Annotated in this window: 16 protein-coding genes and 1 pseudogene; 9 read left to right on the forward strand and 8 right to left on the reverse strand. The window is 40.5% G+C overall.

The window, feature by feature from the left end:
• Positions 1–65 precede the first annotated feature (65 nt).
• From AC13FX_RS08970 to AC13FX_RS08980, 3 genes are read right to left on the reverse strand one after another with little or no spacing between them, the layout of a single operon-like run.
• Positions 66–221, reverse strand: coding sequence for a hypothetical protein (locus AC13FX_RS08970; RefSeq protein WP_482880230.1), 156 nt, complete (start codon positions 219–221; stop codon positions 66–68).
• Between the two features lie 53 nt (positions 222–274).
• Entirely contained in the window at positions 275–712 is a 438-nt protein-coding gene (locus tag AC13FX_RS08975; protein ID WP_482880231.1) for a hypothetical protein, read from the reverse strand.
• Positions 713–758: 46 nt separating this feature from the next.
• Positions 759–1,331 carry a hypothetical protein gene (locus AC13FX_RS08980; RefSeq protein WP_482880232.1) on the reverse strand — a complete coding sequence of 191 codons (573 nt, stop codon included), beginning with the start codon at positions 1,329–1,331 and terminating at the stop codon, positions 759–761.
• A gap of 242 nt (positions 1,332–1,573) precedes the next feature.
• On the opposite strand from AC13FX_RS08980, the gene AC13FX_RS08985 reads away from it, so the two are divergent.
• Together AC13FX_RS08985 and AC13FX_RS08990 are read left to right on the forward strand one after the other, a co-directional pair.
• A complete protein-coding gene (locus AC13FX_RS08985; protein ID WP_482880233.1) occupies positions 1,574–2,608 on the forward strand; it encodes a hypothetical protein in 1,035 nt (344 codons plus the stop codon).
• Between the two features lie 41 nt (positions 2,609–2,649).
• On the forward strand, positions 2,650–3,426 hold the full coding sequence (locus AC13FX_RS08990; RefSeq protein WP_482880234.1) for a hypothetical protein: 777 nt from the start codon (positions 2,650–2,652) through the stop codon (positions 3,424–3,426).
• A gap of 709 nt (positions 3,427–4,135) precedes the next feature.
• Here AC13FX_RS08990 and AC13FX_RS08995 read toward each other — a convergent pair.
• The 5 genes from AC13FX_RS08995 to AC13FX_RS09015 form a co-directional block, all read right to left on the reverse strand.
• Positions 4,136–4,888 carry a hypothetical protein gene (locus AC13FX_RS08995; RefSeq protein WP_482880235.1) on the reverse strand — a complete coding sequence of 251 codons (753 nt, stop codon included), beginning with the start codon at positions 4,886–4,888 and terminating at the stop codon, positions 4,136–4,138.
• A 212-nt stretch (positions 4,889–5,100) separates the two neighbouring features.
• Complete coding sequence (locus AC13FX_RS09000) at positions 5,101–6,642, reverse strand: AAA family ATPase (protein WP_482880236.1); 1,542 nt, start codon at positions 6,640–6,642, stop codon at positions 5,101–5,103.
• 395 nt (positions 6,643–7,037) lie between these two features.
• The gene (locus tag AC13FX_RS09005) at positions 7,038–7,895 is read right to left on the reverse strand and encodes a hypothetical protein (protein ID WP_482880237.1); all 858 of its coding nucleotides are present in this window, start codon (positions 7,893–7,895) and stop codon (positions 7,038–7,040) included.
• Between the two features lies 1 nt (position 7,896).
• Positions 7,897–8,187 (reverse strand): hypothetical protein, encoded by a 291-nt coding sequence (locus AC13FX_RS09010; RefSeq protein ID WP_482880238.1) that lies wholly within the window; start codon positions 8,185–8,187, stop codon positions 7,897–7,899.
• A gap of 7 nt (positions 8,188–8,194) precedes the next feature.
• A complete protein-coding gene (locus tag AC13FX_RS09015) occupies positions 8,195–8,431 on the reverse strand; it encodes a helix-turn-helix domain-containing protein (protein WP_482880239.1) in 237 nt (78 codons plus the stop codon).
• Between the two features lie 96 nt (positions 8,432–8,527).
• Between AC13FX_RS09015 and AC13FX_RS09020 the strand changes: the two are divergent.
• The 7 genes and pseudogenes from AC13FX_RS09020 to AC13FX_RS09050 form a co-directional block, all read left to right on the forward strand.
• Positions 8,528–9,424: pseudogene (locus tag AC13FX_RS09020) on the forward strand (YifB family Mg chelatase-like AAA ATPase); the annotation flags it as partial.
• Between the two features lie 54 nt (positions 9,425–9,478).
• Positions 9,479–9,847, forward strand: a complete 369-nt coding sequence (locus tag AC13FX_RS09025; protein ID WP_482880240.1) for a four helix bundle protein — start codon at positions 9,479–9,481, stop codon at positions 9,845–9,847.
• A gap of 118 nt (positions 9,848–9,965) precedes the next feature.
• Positions 9,966–12,404 (forward strand): replication restart helicase PriA, encoded by a 2,439-nt coding sequence (gene priA / locus AC13FX_RS09030; RefSeq protein ID WP_482880241.1) that lies wholly within the window; start codon positions 9,966–9,968, stop codon positions 12,402–12,404.
• Between the two features lie 128 nt (positions 12,405–12,532).
• The gene (locus tag AC13FX_RS09035; protein WP_482880242.1) at positions 12,533–14,455 is read left to right on the forward strand and encodes a CBS domain-containing protein; all 1,923 of its coding nucleotides are present in this window, start codon (positions 12,533–12,535) and stop codon (positions 14,453–14,455) included.
• Positions 14,456–14,460: 5 nt separating this feature from the next.
• Positions 14,461–15,630: a succinylglutamate desuccinylase/aspartoacylase family protein gene (locus tag AC13FX_RS09040; RefSeq protein ID WP_482880243.1), complete on the forward strand. Its 1,170-nt coding sequence runs from the start codon at positions 14,461–14,463 to the stop codon at positions 15,628–15,630.
• A 128-nt stretch (positions 15,631–15,758) separates the two neighbouring features.
• Positions 15,759–16,568, forward strand: a complete 810-nt coding sequence (gene scpB / locus AC13FX_RS09045) for an SMC-Scp complex subunit ScpB (RefSeq protein WP_482880244.1) — start codon at positions 15,759–15,761, stop codon at positions 16,566–16,568.
• A complete protein-coding gene (locus AC13FX_RS09050) occupies positions 16,565–17,389 on the forward strand; it encodes a pseudouridine synthase (RefSeq protein ID WP_482880245.1) in 825 nt (274 codons plus the stop codon). The genes scpB and AC13FX_RS09050 overlap by 4 nt, the downstream gene beginning before the upstream one ends.
• Positions 17,390–17,399 lie beyond the last annotated feature (10 nt).

The following is a 17,399-nucleotide window of genomic DNA, read 5'->3' on the forward strand; positions in this document are numbered from 1 at the left end:
TTTAACAGGCTGTGGTTTGTAATTGCTGCAACCTAATCAACCCCAACTACATAGTAAAGGGGTACTTAATAATCGCGCATCCTGCTCCGGCGATTATCCTGTTTTTGTTCCATCCAGTTTGTAAGTGGAAGGTAAACTTTCCACCAAAGGGCGAGTATCAAAATACCACCGTATAGAATGCCAAAGGCAGTAAATACTATGTTGGTGATTAATTCATTCATTGGCTTTGTTTAGTAAGAGCAGTTTTAGAGCAATTCTTTACAAAAATGAACCCTCAGACATCAAATATTTTATCTATCTCAGTTTGTATTTGTGATGCTTTTATCGGAATACTTTGTACAATTTGATCTCTTCTTTCCTTTACGAGGTTCCCACCATGACCAACTAAGGCATCAAAGGCATCGTCTTCAAAACTTTTTAAAAGTTTACTTAGATCTTTATAGTGAATCCATCTTTTGCTAATACCTATTACCTCAACAAGGTCCTCGATATATGTTTCTGGAACATCCTCTTTGTCAATATGTTTTGGTATTACGAAGGCTGCTTTACTTACATTTTCACTTAATTCAAATAATTTTTCTGAATATCTATCCCATTTAAGTTTCTTTATCTCGAGCTTAATCATGTAGTCTATTTGGTATTTAGCAACTAAAAATGAAGTTAGTGCTGTTATACCACTACCAATAAGCAGACTCAATAAATCAATATTCATTTATTTCTCTTTATCAATTGCACAACCACCTACTGAAACTACAATACTAGAAGTCAGATACATTTTTCTGTTCGTTTATCTTATCTTCTAAAGCTCCTAATTCTACTGATTTGTATTGAAGATTATGCTCAATTTCAAAATTATTACCCGATAGTATATGCATTATTTCAGTGTCTTCAGTTTCCCAATCAGTTTGTAACCCATAGTGTCCCATACTGATTGCGAATCCGTAATTACTGGGGTCATCTCTGTATAAATCATTAGACCATATCTTATCTTCAGAGTCCGGTTGACCATATTTTTGTTCTAGAATTTCATTGATATCATAGTAATCATCCATATAGTTATTGTCATTAGAATGTGATTCGCGAAAGATATAATTGATTCGTATCAACTGGTCATCACCAAAAACGTATCCAATTACCGCATCTTTAGAACCTACAGTTGTTGATGTAAGCAAAATGTATTTCCTTCCATTTTCTTGTTCTTGGACAATTTCTTCAGTAATAGTTTTTTTTACTGTTTCGACGTCATCACCCCATGTCGTGTTTCTTACTTGACCATATACAGATGAAGAAATTAGAAGTACTCCGATTAATATTGTTACTCTGTATTTCATATCCCGTTGTATTTATTATTCGTTTACTGAAAACAAATACTTTCAACCAAATAATGCAAAAAATCAGTTTACTTTATTTTAGTGTGAAGTTCAGATTGGCTGACAATGATTATTAACGTATTTCAAAAGTAAAGTCAGGTAAAAAAATTAAGAGTGATGAAGGATGTTATTAATATTTGCTTTAACTGAGCACCAAAACTATTATATAGGCGATAATAAAGGGGAACTTAAATTAAGAAATTATGGAAAAGCATTTAAAAGAAAGAAATGATTTAATTAACAAATTCTTCATATACAAAGAGAAAGACTACTCAAGAAAGGGACTTTCATTTGAATTAGTCAATATTGATAAAAAGTTAAAAGAAATTGCCGAAATAATATCGATGCTAGTTGATTATGTGCCTGAAGAACAAATTGGGAGGCACCTGTTCGATTCAAAACTTAGGGAAGCAATAAATGAATATATCAGTGTTTGTAATTCAATATTAGATTTTGATCCTGAAAATAATTCTGCAAGTCACTTAATTAATAAGATAAGAGGCAATGCAAATAAACTTTTTAATGATTTCTTTAGCGCAGAAAATGGGAGATTCTCGAATTTTCCTCCAATGGCGTATGCATATTCAGCGTATAATTCCATTGATAGTGAAATATTTCAAAAAACAGATGAAATTAAAATCCAACATAAAAGGGCAAAAAAGTTAGTTGAAAATATTGAAGATTTAACCAGCGAAAAATTTGCACATAACTACTCTCAAATTTTCCACAAAGAAGCTAAAAAACACTCCAATCCCTGTAGGGATTTACGAGAATGGGGTAGTTCAGAGTGGTTTTTAATTCTGAGTGGGTTGGCTCTTTTGGTAATTGCATTACTAATATTTCGACAAGATTTAATAATACCTACAGGGAAGGAATTAGAAACGATATTGGATAACATAAAAGATTTAGGAATTTCCGAAATAACATACACTCAATTACTACTACCATATTACATTGGAAAAATTTTAGTAATTACGCTCTTATTGTTCATTCTGAAATTTTCTGTAAAACAATTTAATATTCACAGAAATATATATTCACAAAATGTGCAGAGAGCAAACTCCCTAGATTCATTTCAGTTCTTTTATGATCAATTGGGTGAGCAAGACAACAACTCAAAACAGCAGTATTTGCTTGAGGTAGCAAAATCTGTATTTGCTGTTAAGGATGCCGGGTACATTAAGAGTGAAGGTGAAATTAAGTCATTAGTTGAAAATATTAAATTAGGTGGCTCTTGATTAGTTCGATTAAAAAGCACTGGATAACCATAACCATCGTTATGGTAATTTTAATAGTTGGCATACCATACTTAATAAGTTTCAAAGATACAGTTTGGACAAGCAATATAAGTTTGTGGGGAAGTTTTGGAGATTATATTGGAGGTACTCTTGGTGTATCACTAGCCCTTTTGTCTGTGGTATTAATTTACATGACCTATAAAGATCAAAAAGAACATATAAATAAGATTGAAAAATCACTTCAAGATCAGGCTAACAGATCAGAGTTTGTAAGTCTAAATTATTCCCTTTTCAGCTTATTAGAGAGAAAAGATAAACTCCTTGAAAAAGTTAAGTATGTAAGATTGAAAAATCGTCATGGTTACAATAAACCATATAACGGTGATGTTTTATATAACGGCGATAATGCTTTAAATGAAATGATCCAAGAATTAAGACGTGAAATCATCAAACTTGGTGAGGAACCTAAATTAGAAGAGATTATCGAATGTAGACTTGACACGATTGAGTTTAGTATGGGGTATCTAATACCATTTGTCAACTGTATCTATAACTGTATTGACATTATTGACACATCAGGTCTAAACAAAATGCAAAAAAAGCATTTCTACAAGATTATTAAAAACACACTCACCTTAAATGAAACTTTGGCTTGTTTGTTAATATTAAATTCATCAGACGATAATTCAGATTATAATCCCCCAAAAAAACCAGAAATTTATGACATTATGGTGGAGAATAATTTCTTGAACAACATTGATAGTAAAGCAAGATCTACTCTATTCATTGAATGGGAAGAAGAACCAGAGGAGAATTAACCCCTCTGGCTTATGGATTATAGTAGGTAAAGAACCAATGTAATAAGAGAAATGATGTTTAGATCACAATGAAATAAAACACCTCTTTCTTTACTTTTCAGCTCTGAACTATTATGTTGAATTAACGATAAGTAAAACTTCATTGACCTTTTATTTATTCGTTATCGAAGAAGCCTGGCTCTGATCAGCCGGGCTTTTTCTATTTCTGTTCACCACAGATTAAGAGTTAGCCTGCCGAAAAAAAAGTAACATTCGGGCCAGTTTTCCACATTATAGGGTACTTATCCACATCAATATTTTGTTGTTATTAAATGGTTTACATATAAGCCTAATAAATACCTTGTTCTATATTTATGAATTGGACTGAAAAAGTTGTTCTTAAATTTATCTGCTAATTCATGATATGAACGGTATTTAGGTGCTCACCTCTCTATACCTAATTTAGTAATCCTGACTTTTGATGAAAATCCTTGTTTCTCACGTCTGCTGGCAGGTTGGAAAAATATCACTTTACATAATGTTAGTTATCACGCCTTTTCAGGGGAATGACATTCAGGGGATAAAATAGAGTAATCTCACGGTTTTTTAACGGACGATAAGGTGTAAGGCAGGGTAAGGTATAGGCAATGGGGATAGCGTTAGTCTATAAACCGTGTACTAATGAATATGGGTAGTTGATGGGGAATGTACTACCGTTTCGCTATACACCTTACAAGCCGAGGTCGCGTTTATGCTTCTTTTGGCGTTCTTTCTCTATCCATTCGGGCTCATCCAGTGATATGTCATCTAAGTCGTCAAATTCTAAATCAAAGTCATCATCTGTGCCGGTGGTTGCAGGTGTCTTTTGATTATCTTTGTCTTGGGAAGGGCGGGTGCGTGGGGATTCGGGATCTCTATCAACCTCCTGATAACTGGTACCAGCCTTAACCGTGTTCATGGAATCTACTATATACCGACTTGAAGGTGACAGGTGGTAGTCGGGGTCAGCGGAAACAATCTTACCTTGTAACTGGATGAAGGTTTTTAGTTCGGCAGTCGTCAATACCTCTAAACCTCTTTGTACATATTCTTCTGCTACATCTTCTTTTTCTTCTCTATTCTGTCTACGGTACTCCTCTAACTTAACCGCAATCTTGGATAACAATTCATAGGTACCACGTGCTTCTTTGATGGCATCAAGTGCTAACCTGTTATGACCGTTTTCTTCGGCAGTATCAAGAATGTCTTTGGTACGGTCTAACAAGTCTTTTATTCCGTCAAGAATATTCTCAGCGTGATTGGCTTTTTTGTTCTCAACTGCCTGTACCAGTTTCTCTGGGAGGTGGTTTTCCGCATGGTACCTAACAGACTGGAAATGAATGTCATACTTCCTACCTATAGCCGCATGGGCGACACCTTGGACTATATCGTTTTCAATGTCTTTCGTGTTCGCATGGGAACAAACTCGGCATACTTGTGGCATCTGGTACCTCCTTGTTATGGGTTAAATTTACGCTAAACTTTTAATTCTAAACTTTTGCTAAACTTTTTGTTTTCATTGGGTAGTGTAACCTATTGTTATTCGTTTGGATAGATACCTGTTTTAATGCTAAACTTTTTCTTAAGAAGATGTTTAGTTTAGCCCCTATATATATAGGGCTAAACATTAAACTTTTGATAATTACTGTTTCTTTACTAATCATCTTCCTCCATCTGTTTCATAAAATCAAATCCTTCCATAGTCGGGTTACCACCTTCCATCAGTCCTTCTTCCTCTGCCTCACTTTTAATCTGTGATATACGACTTGGACTAAGTCCATATCTACTGGCAATATCTTTTTGTTTATCTCCTCGGATAATATCTGAGATAATTCTATTTACCTGTTCGGAACGGTCTTCCATCTGTCCACCTGTTACCTCCCATTCGGTGTCTCCATCAGTTTCCCAAAATCGCAGGTAGAATGGCTCAAATGCTCCCTCTGGATACCTTGCATAATCTGGGCAAACTTTAAACCATGCCTGACCTCCGTTCTTTGTTTTCTTATCTGCGTGGTCTTTCAGGTGTATTGCATAACTGGCACGGGTTATCTTTGCATGTGTACCCATTGCCCCACGGCTGGCATCTTTCCCAGTATGATCAAGTAACAGACATGCAACTCCTGCATCTTCAAGGTCTTGAAGCAGTGGATTTATCTTATTGCTCCATTCACTTTCCCTGTTGCTATCCTCTAGGTCAAATAATGTCTGCACATTATCCAGTACCACCAGTTTAACATCAGGGTTCTTTTTTAGATGCTGTATAACTGCTTGCTGATTTGATCGGGTACTAAGTGAAAAAGGTTGGTTGGTTTGGGCTTGCTGTTCGCCTCTGTCAATGATGCGGGGTTTGTACTGCTTAATGTAATCTCCCATCCACCTAAACCCTGCAAACCTGTCCATGATACCCTGCGCCATTTCCCCTGCCACATACAGAGTTTTTGCAGGACGCTTGACTTGCCATACCATATTATCATCTGCCCTTATTTCGCACACTGGCTCCTTATACTTTTCGCATGACAGTAAGTACGATATCAGGACAGCAAACATCGTCTTTCCTACTCCCTTGTCCGCATACACCAAAGAATATTCACCTTCCCGTAGCCACGGGCTCATTATCATCTTTGGGCGTTCTAGGTTAGCATAATCATCAATATCTCGTACAATTAAGTTTTGTCTACCACTCAATGAAGTGGGCGGGTTTTTCGCTAAGAATTCCGCCTGTTCAATATCACCAATGTTAATTGCCTCCCTGATACGCTCGGAATGATGCTGAAGTCTGCGTTCCTCAAAATATTGTCCAGCCTGTTGAATAAGAAACTTGGTATCAATGCTTCCTTTTTCTGCCTCCTCGGAGAGTTCAGGCAACAGGTCTTCTTCCAATTCCTCAGCTTCTTCTTTTGTGAGCTTACCGTTCTTGAGCCAATCAAAATAAAGTCCTTCCATTTCCATTTTCGGTGCCTTCCCGAATTCATCATAATATTGAAGAACCAGTTTAACGATCTTTCGTGCTGTGACAGATTGAATCCAATCATATCTAATGTTTTTATCTACCCACCCAATTACTTCATCATTGACAATTATTCCGGTGAGTAATTTTCGTTCAAGGAAAGCATCCTGTCGGGGAAGTTCCCGATCACCTTTATCATAGAGCTTTATATCGTGCGGAGTTTTTACCGCTTTAAGAGTCGTCCGTTTCATTATTTCGTCCGTTTTGTTCGTCCGTGATAAAATTAAAGCAAGGGGCATCGCTGACGGACGAGACAGCGCAAAAGGGAAATCCTTCGCCCCTTGCTGATTTACTATTATAGAGCTGTGCAATTAAATTCTACTTTCTTTGTATATCTACCATTTAAATTCACTGTCTTACAGTTTTCTAAGACACGTTCAACCACTGCTTAGTGTCTTAGTATACCTTTATTATTGGGGCAGTCTTATCAGTTAAAAAAGTACCGAGCGACAGAAGGAGCAAAACCAAAAGTCGCTCGGTTTCATCGGGAGGACGCAAGCATCCTTTCGGGCGATGAATTTAATGCACCCGACACCTTTCAAAATGTCGGGGCTTGAAGTTTAATACACCAAACCTGAACTGGGCACTACACCAACTCAATTTCGTTGATTTGTTTTGCCTCAGGTGGCCAGTCTGGGAAATCTTTTTCTGTTATTTTTGCCAGCTTTTCTTTTTTAAACTGACGGAATGGTTTTGATTTTGTCGGAGGCGTTAATCCTTTCCGCATTGCTTCTGCTCGTTCCTGCTCAAATAGGTTATTTCGTTCATCAAGTAAAAGAGCATCAGTCAAGCCGTGTTCTTCCTTCCAGTCTTTTGCCATTTTTTGATACCAGTATAACGGCATCCCGTGGTATGGAGAATGGGGCTCGTCAATGTATGGGCGGTCATTTGAATAACTAATTCGCTGACCATCAATTGAGTTGTCTTTCATATTCTCAAGCGGTCCGTGTGGGAGAATATTGGCTACCCGTTCCGCTACCTTTTTTGCCTTTGCTTCGGCTTGCTGTTTTTTAATATGAAGTACTTCTTTTAGTCGGGCATCAAGTAAGGCTTCTTTTTTCAAGCGAAGTTCCTGAAATGGCTGAGGCCAATCGGTCGGTTTATTGAGACACTTACCAGTTCGTAACTGTTCTTTCGCCCAATTCTCAAACCGCTCATGAACGTCTTTCAATTCGGCTTTCGCTTTTAATACCAGTGAAGGTTTCCAGTCTTCATCTCCGAGTTTATAAAAGTGATCTCGTGAGGCATCACCTTGTAAGATGTACAATGCAGTCTCTGGATTTTCCCAGTGGCTATTTCCAATATGTCGTGCACTGGGATTGAGAATAGGACTGTTTTTGATTGCCTGATTATAGGCGTGGTCGTAGATGGGGTATTCCCCCTTTGGATATCTTCGATCCCCTTTCTTGTGCTTCACCTTTTTCTTTGTCTTAGTACGTTGCATATCATTCCTCCAGTTCTACGCCAAGAGGTAAAAGCATATCACTATCATCATTTATCTGTTTAGGTTTTTGCTTTTTCAGAAGATTGTTTTGCCGTTCAAATGGGGTTTCAATTCTTCCATTCTCCTGTAAAGTGAATCCCATAGGAAGTAACATTTCTTCTCTTGTTGAGGTGGATTGCTGGGACAGGTTGTTTATTTGGAAGCGGGTCATTCCTACTTCCTTAGGATTGGTGGAGTTGATGATAACTCCGTGTTCGTCGTAATGTCTGCTCGTTTGATTTGTTGGTTTCATCTTAAACCTATTTTGTTATGAGTTTGCCGTTATTACGAATAATTGCCTCGGTCTTTGTGCCCTGCCAATCAATAGGTGTTCCAAGAGCAATCTCAATACGTTTTCTTGTAATTTTTTGAGGGGAAGTTTTACCAGTTTCTAAATGACTGATAGTAGTCTGTGTTACATCGCAGACTTCTGATAACATTTTTTGTGTCCAACCAGCTTTGATGCGTGCTATAAGCAGTGTTTTGGGGTGTTCCATAATTGCTTATTTAATTATTGGTGTGTGTCTTTTGTGAAATTTAATAAGCAATGTACTGGGACTTAAAAAAGCAGATAAAAGAGTTGTAGTAATCAATATAATGTTGTGATGGTGGGACCTCCCGGCTCAGGAAAAACGATGATGGCTCGGCGCATCCCAACTATTTTACCGCCACTTACATTGGATGAAGCCCTTGAAACAACTAAGATCCATTCCGTTTCAGGTATACTGGAATCCGGAAAGGCACTGATCACTGACCGGCAGTTTCGATCGCCACACCACACGGTGTCAGATGTGGCTTTGGTCGGGGGAGGCAGCATCCCGATGCCGGGTGAGATCTCAATGGCCCACAACGGTGTGTTGTTTCTGGATGAACTGCCTGAGTTCAAACGAAGTGCCCTGGAAGTGATGCGGCAGCCGCTGGAAGATGGCTTTGTCTCTATTTCGAGGGCACGGATGAGCGTGACCTACCCAAGTCGGGTTATGCTGGTAGCTTCCATGAACCCATCTCCTTCAGGTGATTGGTATGACCCCAATGATATGGGTGGCACCACCTCTCAACAAATGCAGCGGTATCTGAGTAAGATAAGTGGTCCGCTGCTGGATCGGATCGACCTGCATATTGAAGTTCACAAAGTGAGTTATGAGGAGTTGTCAGGTAAAGCCAAAGGTGAATCTTCCGGTGATATCAGGGAGCGGGTGATAAAGGCCCGGGATATTCAGTCAAAGCGCTTTATGGGGGTGAAAGGTGTTTACAGTAATGCCCAGATGAGCACGCGTATGGTTCGTAAAATGTGCAAACTGGATGATGCCGGTTCACAGATCCTCAAAAAAGCCATCACCACGCTCGGTCTATCCGCTCGTGCCTATGATCGCATACTCAAAGTGTCAAGAACCATTGCAGACCTGGATCACTCTGAAAACATTAAATCCAATCATGTAGCCGAAGCCATACAGTATCGCAGCCTGGACCGCGAAGGCTGGCTGGGGTGAGGAAAAATGAATATCGAATATCGAACAAGGAATAATGAATTATGAAGGAGAATCATGAAAGAAAGGAAGTTTGATCTGGAAGAAAGACTGATAGAGTTTGCATTGTTGATCCTGGAGATAGTTGAAAAGCTGCCAAATACTTATGGTGGTAATTATTTTGGGAACCAGTTAGTGAGAAGTGGAACCTCACCGGCCTTTCACTATTCAGAAGCTCAAGGTGCTGAATCTCGAAGAGATTTCGTTCATAAATTAAAAGTTGCTTTAAAAGAGCTCAGGGAGACATCAACAAACATGAAAATAATAAAGTTGAAACCACTTTTAGAGTATGAAAGGTTAGACGATGCAATTATAGAATGCAACGAGCTTATATCGATATTTGTAAAGAGTATACAAACTACAAAACGTAATATGAGGACTAACTAAGATTTCGACATTCGATATTCCTTGTTCGATATTCGATATTCAAATAGCTTGTTGATTCAGGGTGGAAAATTGGATAAGCTTTCGTTTCATATAATAATCCCAAAATAGATTCGGCGTTTTGTCCACCTTTGTTGATGTCGCTCTTCCAGCGGCTGTTCGCAGGCAGTTTACATATCATGTTCCCAATGATCTAGAACCCAAAGTTCAGGAAGGTCAGCGTGTGTGGATCCCTTTTCGGAATTATTATGCGATCGGGGTAATAGTACGGGTACACGAAAAAGTCCCATCTTTTAAGACCAAACCCGTTCGAAAGATCCTGGATGAAGATCCACTGCTTTCAAATGAGTTATTAGAATTGACCGGATGGATCTCAAAATTTTACTATGCCAGCTGGGGTGAAACCATTCAGGCTGCTCTTCCGGCAGGACTCAACTTTGTGTCGAGAAAATACCTGAATGTGTCAGACAAGAAGGATCGAGAAAACCTGACAGAAGAAGAGCGGGAGATCATAACTGAACTCAGTAATAATAAGACAACCCTGGATGAAGCTAAAAAGCGCTGGAAGGGAACGGGATTGAATAAGGTGTTCAATAAATTGCTAAAAGGTAAAAAAATTGAGATCTGGGAAGAGCCGGACCTGAAAGTAACGGTTACCACGGAAAGGGAATGGGTTTGGGCGGAAGAAAGATCATTAAAGAATGCCAGGGATTTTTTGGAAAGTGAAGAAGTAAATGAAACCCTGAAGTGGACCAAAGCGCTTTCTGAGATCTCATCATTGATCCCTGTTCGTCAGTCTGATCTGTCGGATGTTCCCCTGTTCAATTCATATAGCATGAGAAAATTGCAGGATGAGGGATGGATCACTTTCCGGGAAGTGGATAAAAGATCCGATATCCAAGATCTTGACTTTGATCCCGGATCTATCAAAACGTTGAATGAAGATCAACAGCTGGCCTTTAAGAAAATTGGTGAGTCTATACAGAAGAGTGAATTTGCCAATTATCTTTTGTTTGGTATAACCGGGAGTGGGAAGACGGAGGTATATATTCATGCCCTGAAACAGGTGATCGAGGCCGGAAAAGGGGGCATCGTGCTGGTTCCTGAGATCGCGTTAACGCCACAGACCGTATCCAGGTTTTATAGAATATTTGGAGATGAGATCGCATTACTTCACAGCCGAATGTCGGCTGCAGAGCGGCTGCAGGCCTGGAAGGATCTAAACTCAGGCAAGAAAAAGATCGCGATCGGCCCCCGTTCCGCTGTTTTTGCCCCGGTACAGGATCTGGGTATAATTATTCTGGATGAAGAACATGACAGCTCATACAAGCAAATGGATCCGGCGCCCAGGTACCATGCCAGGGAAACCGCCATTGTTCGGGCACAGAAGAATGATGCCGTGGTGATCATGGGCTCGGCTACACCCAGCATGCAGGCACTGAATATGGCTGCTAAAGGCAAATGTGTGATGCTGGAATTAAAGAACCGGCATGCCGATGCCGTATTGCCTGAGGTTGAGATCGTTGACCTGAAGCAGTATAAAGGCAAAGCCATGAAAGGGGAGTTCTCAGCTTCACTTTTCATTGCAATGGAGGAGGCTTTGAAACAAAAGGAGCAGATCATTCTGCTTTATAATCGGCGTGGATATGCCAGTTATCTTCAATGTGAGGATTGTGGGCACATTCCCGAAAGCCCTGAGAGCTCGGTCAGCCTGACCTTTCACAAGCGAAAAAATCTGCTTATGGATCACTATACCGGCTATGCGAGACGGAAGGATACACAATGCGAAAGCTGCGGTTCGTCAAAGCTTAAAGTTCAGGGATCGGGAACACAAAATGTAGAGGAGCAGCTTGAAACCTTGTTTCCTGAAGCCAATATCATTCGCTTTGATCGGGATTCTACATCCAGAAAAGGGGCTCATGAACGCATTCTTAAAGAATTTGGGGATGGAAAAGCAGATATTCTGATCGGGACTCAATTAGTAGCAAAGGGACTTGATTTTCCGAATGTGACGGTGGTTGGAGTTGTAAATGCAGACACAGAGCTTGCATTTCCCTCATTTCAGGCAACCGAACGGATGTACCAGCTTTTGAGTCAGGTGTCAGGCCGGTCAGGTCGGGGAGACAAACCGGGTACAGTATACTTACAAACCCGGCAACCTGATAATCCTGCTCTGATCTATGCCAAAAAACATGACCATCGGGGGTTTGCGCGACAGGAGATGGAATTCAGAAAGCCTCTATACTATCCTCCATATTCCAGACTGATCAAATTTGAGCTAAAATCTGCCAATGAACAAAAAGTAAATATGGCAGCACATACACTTAAAAGGGCTGCCGAACAAGTGGTGCCAGATTTACCGGTATTGGGACCTTCACCCGCAGCTATTCCATGGCTTAACCGAAAATACGTTTGGGAGGTTACATTGAAGATTGATATTGAAAAAGGTGGGACCTATATCGAAATGCTACTGGATAAGGTATTAGATATATATGAAAGGGCTTCAAAGGGAAAATGGTCATCAGTCAGGGTAAATGTGAATGTAGATGCGATCCAATAAATTGCAGAACTGAGAATCTATGAATATGTTAGAGTCGCGGTTTTAATACAGCCGCTAAAAAATTTGCAAATACCCCGGCAAAGTTGGTATTTAAGGGGTAGTTCTACACCACTCAAATTTATCAGGATATGGGAGAAGAGCGCGTAAAGCTTGCAGATAGTAACGAACAGGTCCAAACCTTTATGAAGCATGTGCTTCGGGATCTGCGTGCACTGCAGAAAATGCTTGATGAAGACTGGTTCGAGACTGATACCCTTAGGATCGGAGCAGAACAGGAGTTATGCATGGTTGATCCGCACGGAAAAGTTTTTCCCAGATCACTGGACGTTTTGGATGCATTGGGAGAGGGTAATTACACCACAGAATTTGCCCTGTTCAATTTGGAGATCAATATGGATCCCCTGGAGTTTAGTGGTGATTGTTTATCCCAAATGGAAAACAATCTGCACAAAGAGGTTGAACATGTTCGAGAAACGGTTCGGGGTTTGGGGGGAGATATTTTACTGACTGGGATCCTGCCAACAATTCGAAAAATGGATGTGGATATTGAAAACCTGACACCCCTGCAGCGCTATGAAGCCCTTTGTGAGGCTATTAATAAATTAAGAGGTAAGGAATTTGAACTTCGTATTCAGGGAATGGACGAACTCCTGATGAAATTTGATTCTCCGTTACTTGAGGCGTGTAATACCGGTTTTCAGGTACATTTGCAGGTAAAGCCCTCAGAGTTTGTGAATCGGTACAATATCGCACAGGCAGTTACGGCTCCGGTTCTAGCAGCAGCAGTCAATTCCCCGATCTTGTTCGGGAAACGACTATGGGCAGAAACAAGGGTAGCTTTATTTCATCAGTCTATTGATACAAGACAAGTTGGGGAGCATCTAAGGGATTCAAGTCCCAGGGTAACCTTTGGAAATCAGTGGCTTGAAAACAGTATTCTTGATATCTATAAAGAAGATATTTCGCGATATAGGGTAATGCTGAGTGCTCAGGTTGAAGAAGAGGTAGAGAAGCTGATGGAAGAGGGGAAGGTTCCTCAGTTGATGGCTCTCAACGTTCATAATTCGTCAGTGTATAGATGGAACCGTCCCTGTTATGGGGTTGGAAACGGAAAACCTCATCTTCGGATCGAAAACAGAGTATTGCCTTCAGGCCCGACCGTAGTAGATGAGGTTGCAAATGCGGCATTCTGGCTAGGACTTCTGAACGGTTTTGAAGATGAGTATCCTGATATCACTCAGGAAATGGATTTTGATAATGCCCGTATGAACTTCTTTGCTGCATCTAAAATGGGCCTGGATACCAAATTCATTTGGACAAAAGACCGCAAGATAACTGCCGTTGATCTGATCAAAGAGGAATTGTTACCCATTGCACGAAATGGCCTTGAAAAAGCCAATATCGAAACCTCTGATATTGACACCTATCTTAGTATTATCGAAGACCGGGCTGATGCAGCTCAAACCGGATCATATTGGATGGTGAAATCGTACGGAAATTTGATAAAGGAGGGGAATAAGGAGCAGGCCCTGTCTGCCATTACAAACGCTATGATCAAGAATCAAAATAAAGGAGAACCGGTTCACAAGTGGGGGCTTGCCCGCGTTGAAGATCTGGAACACTGGAAACCCTCTAAATTGATGGTCGAGGAATTCATGACCACCGATCTTTTTACCGTTCGGAAGGATGACATTCTTGAGTTTGTGGCGAATTTGTTGGATTGGCGCAAGATCCGTTACTTGCCTGTTGAGGACGATCAGAAACACTTGATCGGATTGATCACCATGCGTCAGTTACTCCGGGTTTATTCAAAAACTGAGGAAAAAACGAATGATACCGGTGCGAAAACAGTGTCGGATGTGATGATACAGAACCCGATCACCATTCATCCGGAAGCTTCAATCATGGAAGCAATGGCCATTATGAAAGATCAGCAGATAGGGTGCCTTCCGGTTGTTAAGAATAGCAGATTGGTCGGGATCATTACAGAGGGAAATTTTATGAATATTACGATCCGGTTATTGAAAACTTTGGAAAATAAAAAAGATTAAACGCATTGCAGGAAGAGAATACTTTAGTAAAGAATGAAGATGAAGCATTTGATATGGAACAAGTTGACCGGATCATATGGAGCCACACAAAAGATTCCGGTCCGGTTGTTGTAATTTTTTCAGGTATTCACGGTAATGAACTGGCCGGTTTGCATGCCTCAAGGCGATTAGCAGAGACACTTTCAAAAGACACAGGTCGGTTAAAGGGGTCAGTGTATATGGTGAGTGGGAATCTGAAAGCCATAAGGCAAGGTGTAAGATATTTAGATCGAGACCTGAACAGGATCTGGGGAGATTTTTCAAAAGAAGATCGTTCAACTGATTTAGCACAAAGTTCAGAATGGAAAGAAGCCAATGAATTGGTTGGTGTGTTGGATGAGATCGCAAATGAGCACGAATATGTAACAAAGGATCTTTCCTTTATAGATCTCCACACTACTTCTGCAAAAAGCTGCGCTTTTATCCTATTCAATGATACATTGCAAAACAGGGACAGAGCAGCAGATTTTCCGGTGCCACAGATATTGGGAATTGAAGAGACCATACATGGCACCCTGATGAGTTATATCAATGACCTCGGGTTCCCTGCAATTGGTTTTGAGGCGGGAAAGCATGAGGATGAGAGGTCTATTGACCGTACTGAAGCCTTTTTGTGGCTGTATTTGCATCATGCAGGCATTCTGCCCCTTAAAGCAAGAGATTTACACCATCATGAAAGTGTGATCAATGGTGAAAATGATCTTGGAGATGAATATTACGAGATCACCTATCATCATTATGTTGAGGACGCCGCCAAGTTTAAGATGAAGGATGGATACTATAATTTTGATACGGTGAGAAAGGGAGATCTATTGGCGTTTTATGATGATGAGCCGGTATATGCACCAAAAAATGGGCTGATATTTATGCCTCTGTATCAGGCAAAGGGAAGCGATGGCTTCTTTATACTCAAAGGCCGGTCTGCTTTCTGGCTCAAATTGTCGGCGGCCGTTAGAGATTCTTTTATCAATAACTATCTTCACTTGCTTCCCGGGGTTGCTAAAATGGAGGCACAGCAGTTTGCATATCGGGTCAACCTTAGAGTTGCCAGATTATTTGTTAAGGAACTGTTTCACCTGATGGGATATCGGGTTATCAAACAAGACACTAAAACTCTCATCTGCTATAAACGATGATCAGGAATTCTATCTGCAGCTCAGCCTGATTAAAATCTAAAATATTTTTGTCGGGTGGCTTACACTTTGTGTATGTTTATAGACTGATTTTAGTGATAAAACCTTATAACAATTTTTGATACTTCATAATGAAGAATGACTATGAATTTATTGATGGAACCCGGTTATCATCCGTCATTGAGGCATTGATATTTGCCAGCGATGAACCCATTTCCGGGTCCAAGATCCGTGAGATCATTGTTGAGAATGAAGAACAGATCGAGATCACCGAAGAAACCGTTTCTGATTTTGTAGATAAGTTGAACGAACGATATGATGAAAATGGTCTGAGTTTTAGAATTCAACTTATTGGTGGTGGATATACCTTTGTTACCGAACCAAAGTATCACTACTGGCTCAGTATCTTTCAACATGAGAATGCCTACCGTAAATTATCGCAATCAGCGATAGAATCTCTTGCTATAGTGGCGTACCGTCAACCTATCACCAAACCTGAGGTGGACCAGATCAGGGGCGTTGATTCCGGTTACATTCTGAGGCAGCTTATGGAAAAAGCCCTGATCGAGGTATCCGGAAGGGCAGACAGTCCGGGTAAACCTCTGCTTTATCGAACTACCAAGCACTTTCTGAGACATTTTGGGATCAACTCGGTGGATGAACTGCCAAAACCACGGGAGATCGACGAGATACTGAGGGATGATGACATGGCCGAACACCGTCAGCTCCTGATGGAAAGGCAGCTTATGATCGATGAAATGGATGAGGAAGACTCAGATCCATTGGAAGATATTGTTGAAGAAATGATCGAGGAGAAACAAGAAGAGGATGTTTCGGTTCAACAAGAAGGAAATAATGATGAGGCGGGTGAAGCCGAAGAACAAGAAAATGAAGAAGAAGTTAATAAGAATAAAGACAGTGAAGCCAACGAGGAAGAATGAGTAAAGGCGGTAAGAAAAAATACAGGAACAAAGCAGATAACAAGAAAGCACAAACGGTTGATCAGAATTATTCACAGGATGAAAAGATCCGTCTGAATAAATTCATTGCCCACGCCGGTTTTTGTTCAAGACGAGAAGCGGATGAGTACATTTCAGCCGGTAAGGTAATGATCAATGGTCAGGTAACCACGGAACTTGGTACAAAAGTGCGCCGAAAGGACTCCGTGGTGGTCGACGGACAGAATTTAAGCCTGGAACCTTTTGTGTACCTTTTGTTGCATAAATCGAAGGATGTGATCACTACCACGGATGACGAAAAAGACCGGACCACCGTGATGGATCAGATAGAGGATGCCACAGGCTATCGTGTGTATCCGGTTGGCAGGTTGGATAGAAATACAACAGGATTACTTATCCTGACCAATGACGGAGATCTGGCTCACCGGTTGATGCACCCTAGTTACAGCGTACGCAAGACTTATCAGATCACTACCGACAAACCATTAACAGAGGCTCAACTTGAAGCCTATCTGAATGGGGTTGAATTAGAGGATGGAGTAGCCAAAGGTTACAACATCACTCAATTCATGGACGACCCAAATACTTTCGAAATGTCTGTTTTTGAGGGGAGGAATCGTTTGATACGAAGAATGGTAGAGTTCCACGGAACCGTTGTTACAAAGCTGAAACGGATAGAATATGCCGGTCTGACCCTTAAAGATGTGCCAATGGGGCGATGGAGGTTTTTACGACAAAATGAAATTAATAACCTCAGAAAATTGGTTAAACTGGACACTCTCGACTTTAATAGGAATAAATAAATTCAATATT

Source organism: Gracilimonas sp. B-17, assembly GCF_056857935.1.

What these genes read in the sequence shown, in the direction of transcription:
- AC13FX_RS08975 (WP_482880231.1), bottom strand. Translation starts at nt 712, where the DNA reads ATGAATATTGATTTATTGAGTCTGCTTATTGGTAGTGGTATAACAGCA.
- AC13FX_RS09035 (WP_482880242.1), top strand. Translation starts at nt 12,533, where the DNA reads ATGGGAGAAGAGCGCGTAAAGCTTGCAGATAGTAACGAACAGGTCCAA.
- scpB (WP_482880244.1), top strand. Translation starts at nt 15,759, where the DNA reads ATGAAGAATGACTATGAATTTATTGATGGAACCCGGTTATCATCCGTC.
- AC13FX_RS08985 (WP_482880233.1), top strand. Translation starts at nt 1,574, where the DNA reads ATGGAAAAGCATTTAAAAGAAAGAAATGATTTAATTAACAAATTCTTC.
- AC13FX_RS09010 (WP_482880238.1), bottom strand. Translation starts at nt 8,187, where the DNA reads ATGAAACCAACAAATCAAACGAGCAGACATTACGACGAACACGGAGTT.
- AC13FX_RS09050 (WP_482880245.1), top strand. Translation starts at nt 16,565, where the DNA reads ATGAGTAAAGGCGGTAAGAAAAAATACAGGAACAAAGCAGATAACAAG.
- AC13FX_RS08970 (WP_482880230.1), bottom strand. Translation starts at nt 221, where the DNA reads ATGAATGAATTAATCACCAACATAGTATTTACTGCCTTTGGCATTCTA.
- AC13FX_RS08995 (WP_482880235.1), bottom strand. Translation starts at nt 4,888, where the DNA reads ATGCCACAAGTATGCCGAGTTTGTTCCCATGCGAACACGAAAGACATT.
- AC13FX_RS09000 (WP_482880236.1), bottom strand. Translation starts at nt 6,642, where the DNA reads ATGAAACGGACGACTCTTAAAGCGGTAAAAACTCCGCACGATATAAAG.
- AC13FX_RS09025 (WP_482880240.1), top strand. Translation starts at nt 9,479, where the DNA reads ATGAAAGAAAGGAAGTTTGATCTGGAAGAAAGACTGATAGAGTTTGCA.
- AC13FX_RS08980 (WP_482880232.1), bottom strand. Translation starts at nt 1,331, where the DNA reads ATGAAATACAGAGTAACAATATTAATCGGAGTACTTCTAATTTCTTCA.
- AC13FX_RS09005 (WP_482880237.1), bottom strand. Translation starts at nt 7,895, where the DNA reads ATGCAACGTACTAAGACAAAGAAAAAGGTGAAGCACAAGAAAGGGGAT.
- AC13FX_RS08990 (WP_482880234.1), top strand. Translation starts at nt 2,650, where the DNA reads ATGGTAATTTTAATAGTTGGCATACCATACTTAATAAGTTTCAAAGAT.
- AC13FX_RS09015 (WP_482880239.1), bottom strand. Translation starts at nt 8,431, where the DNA reads ATGGAACACCCCAAAACACTGCTTATAGCACGCATCAAAGCTGGTTGG.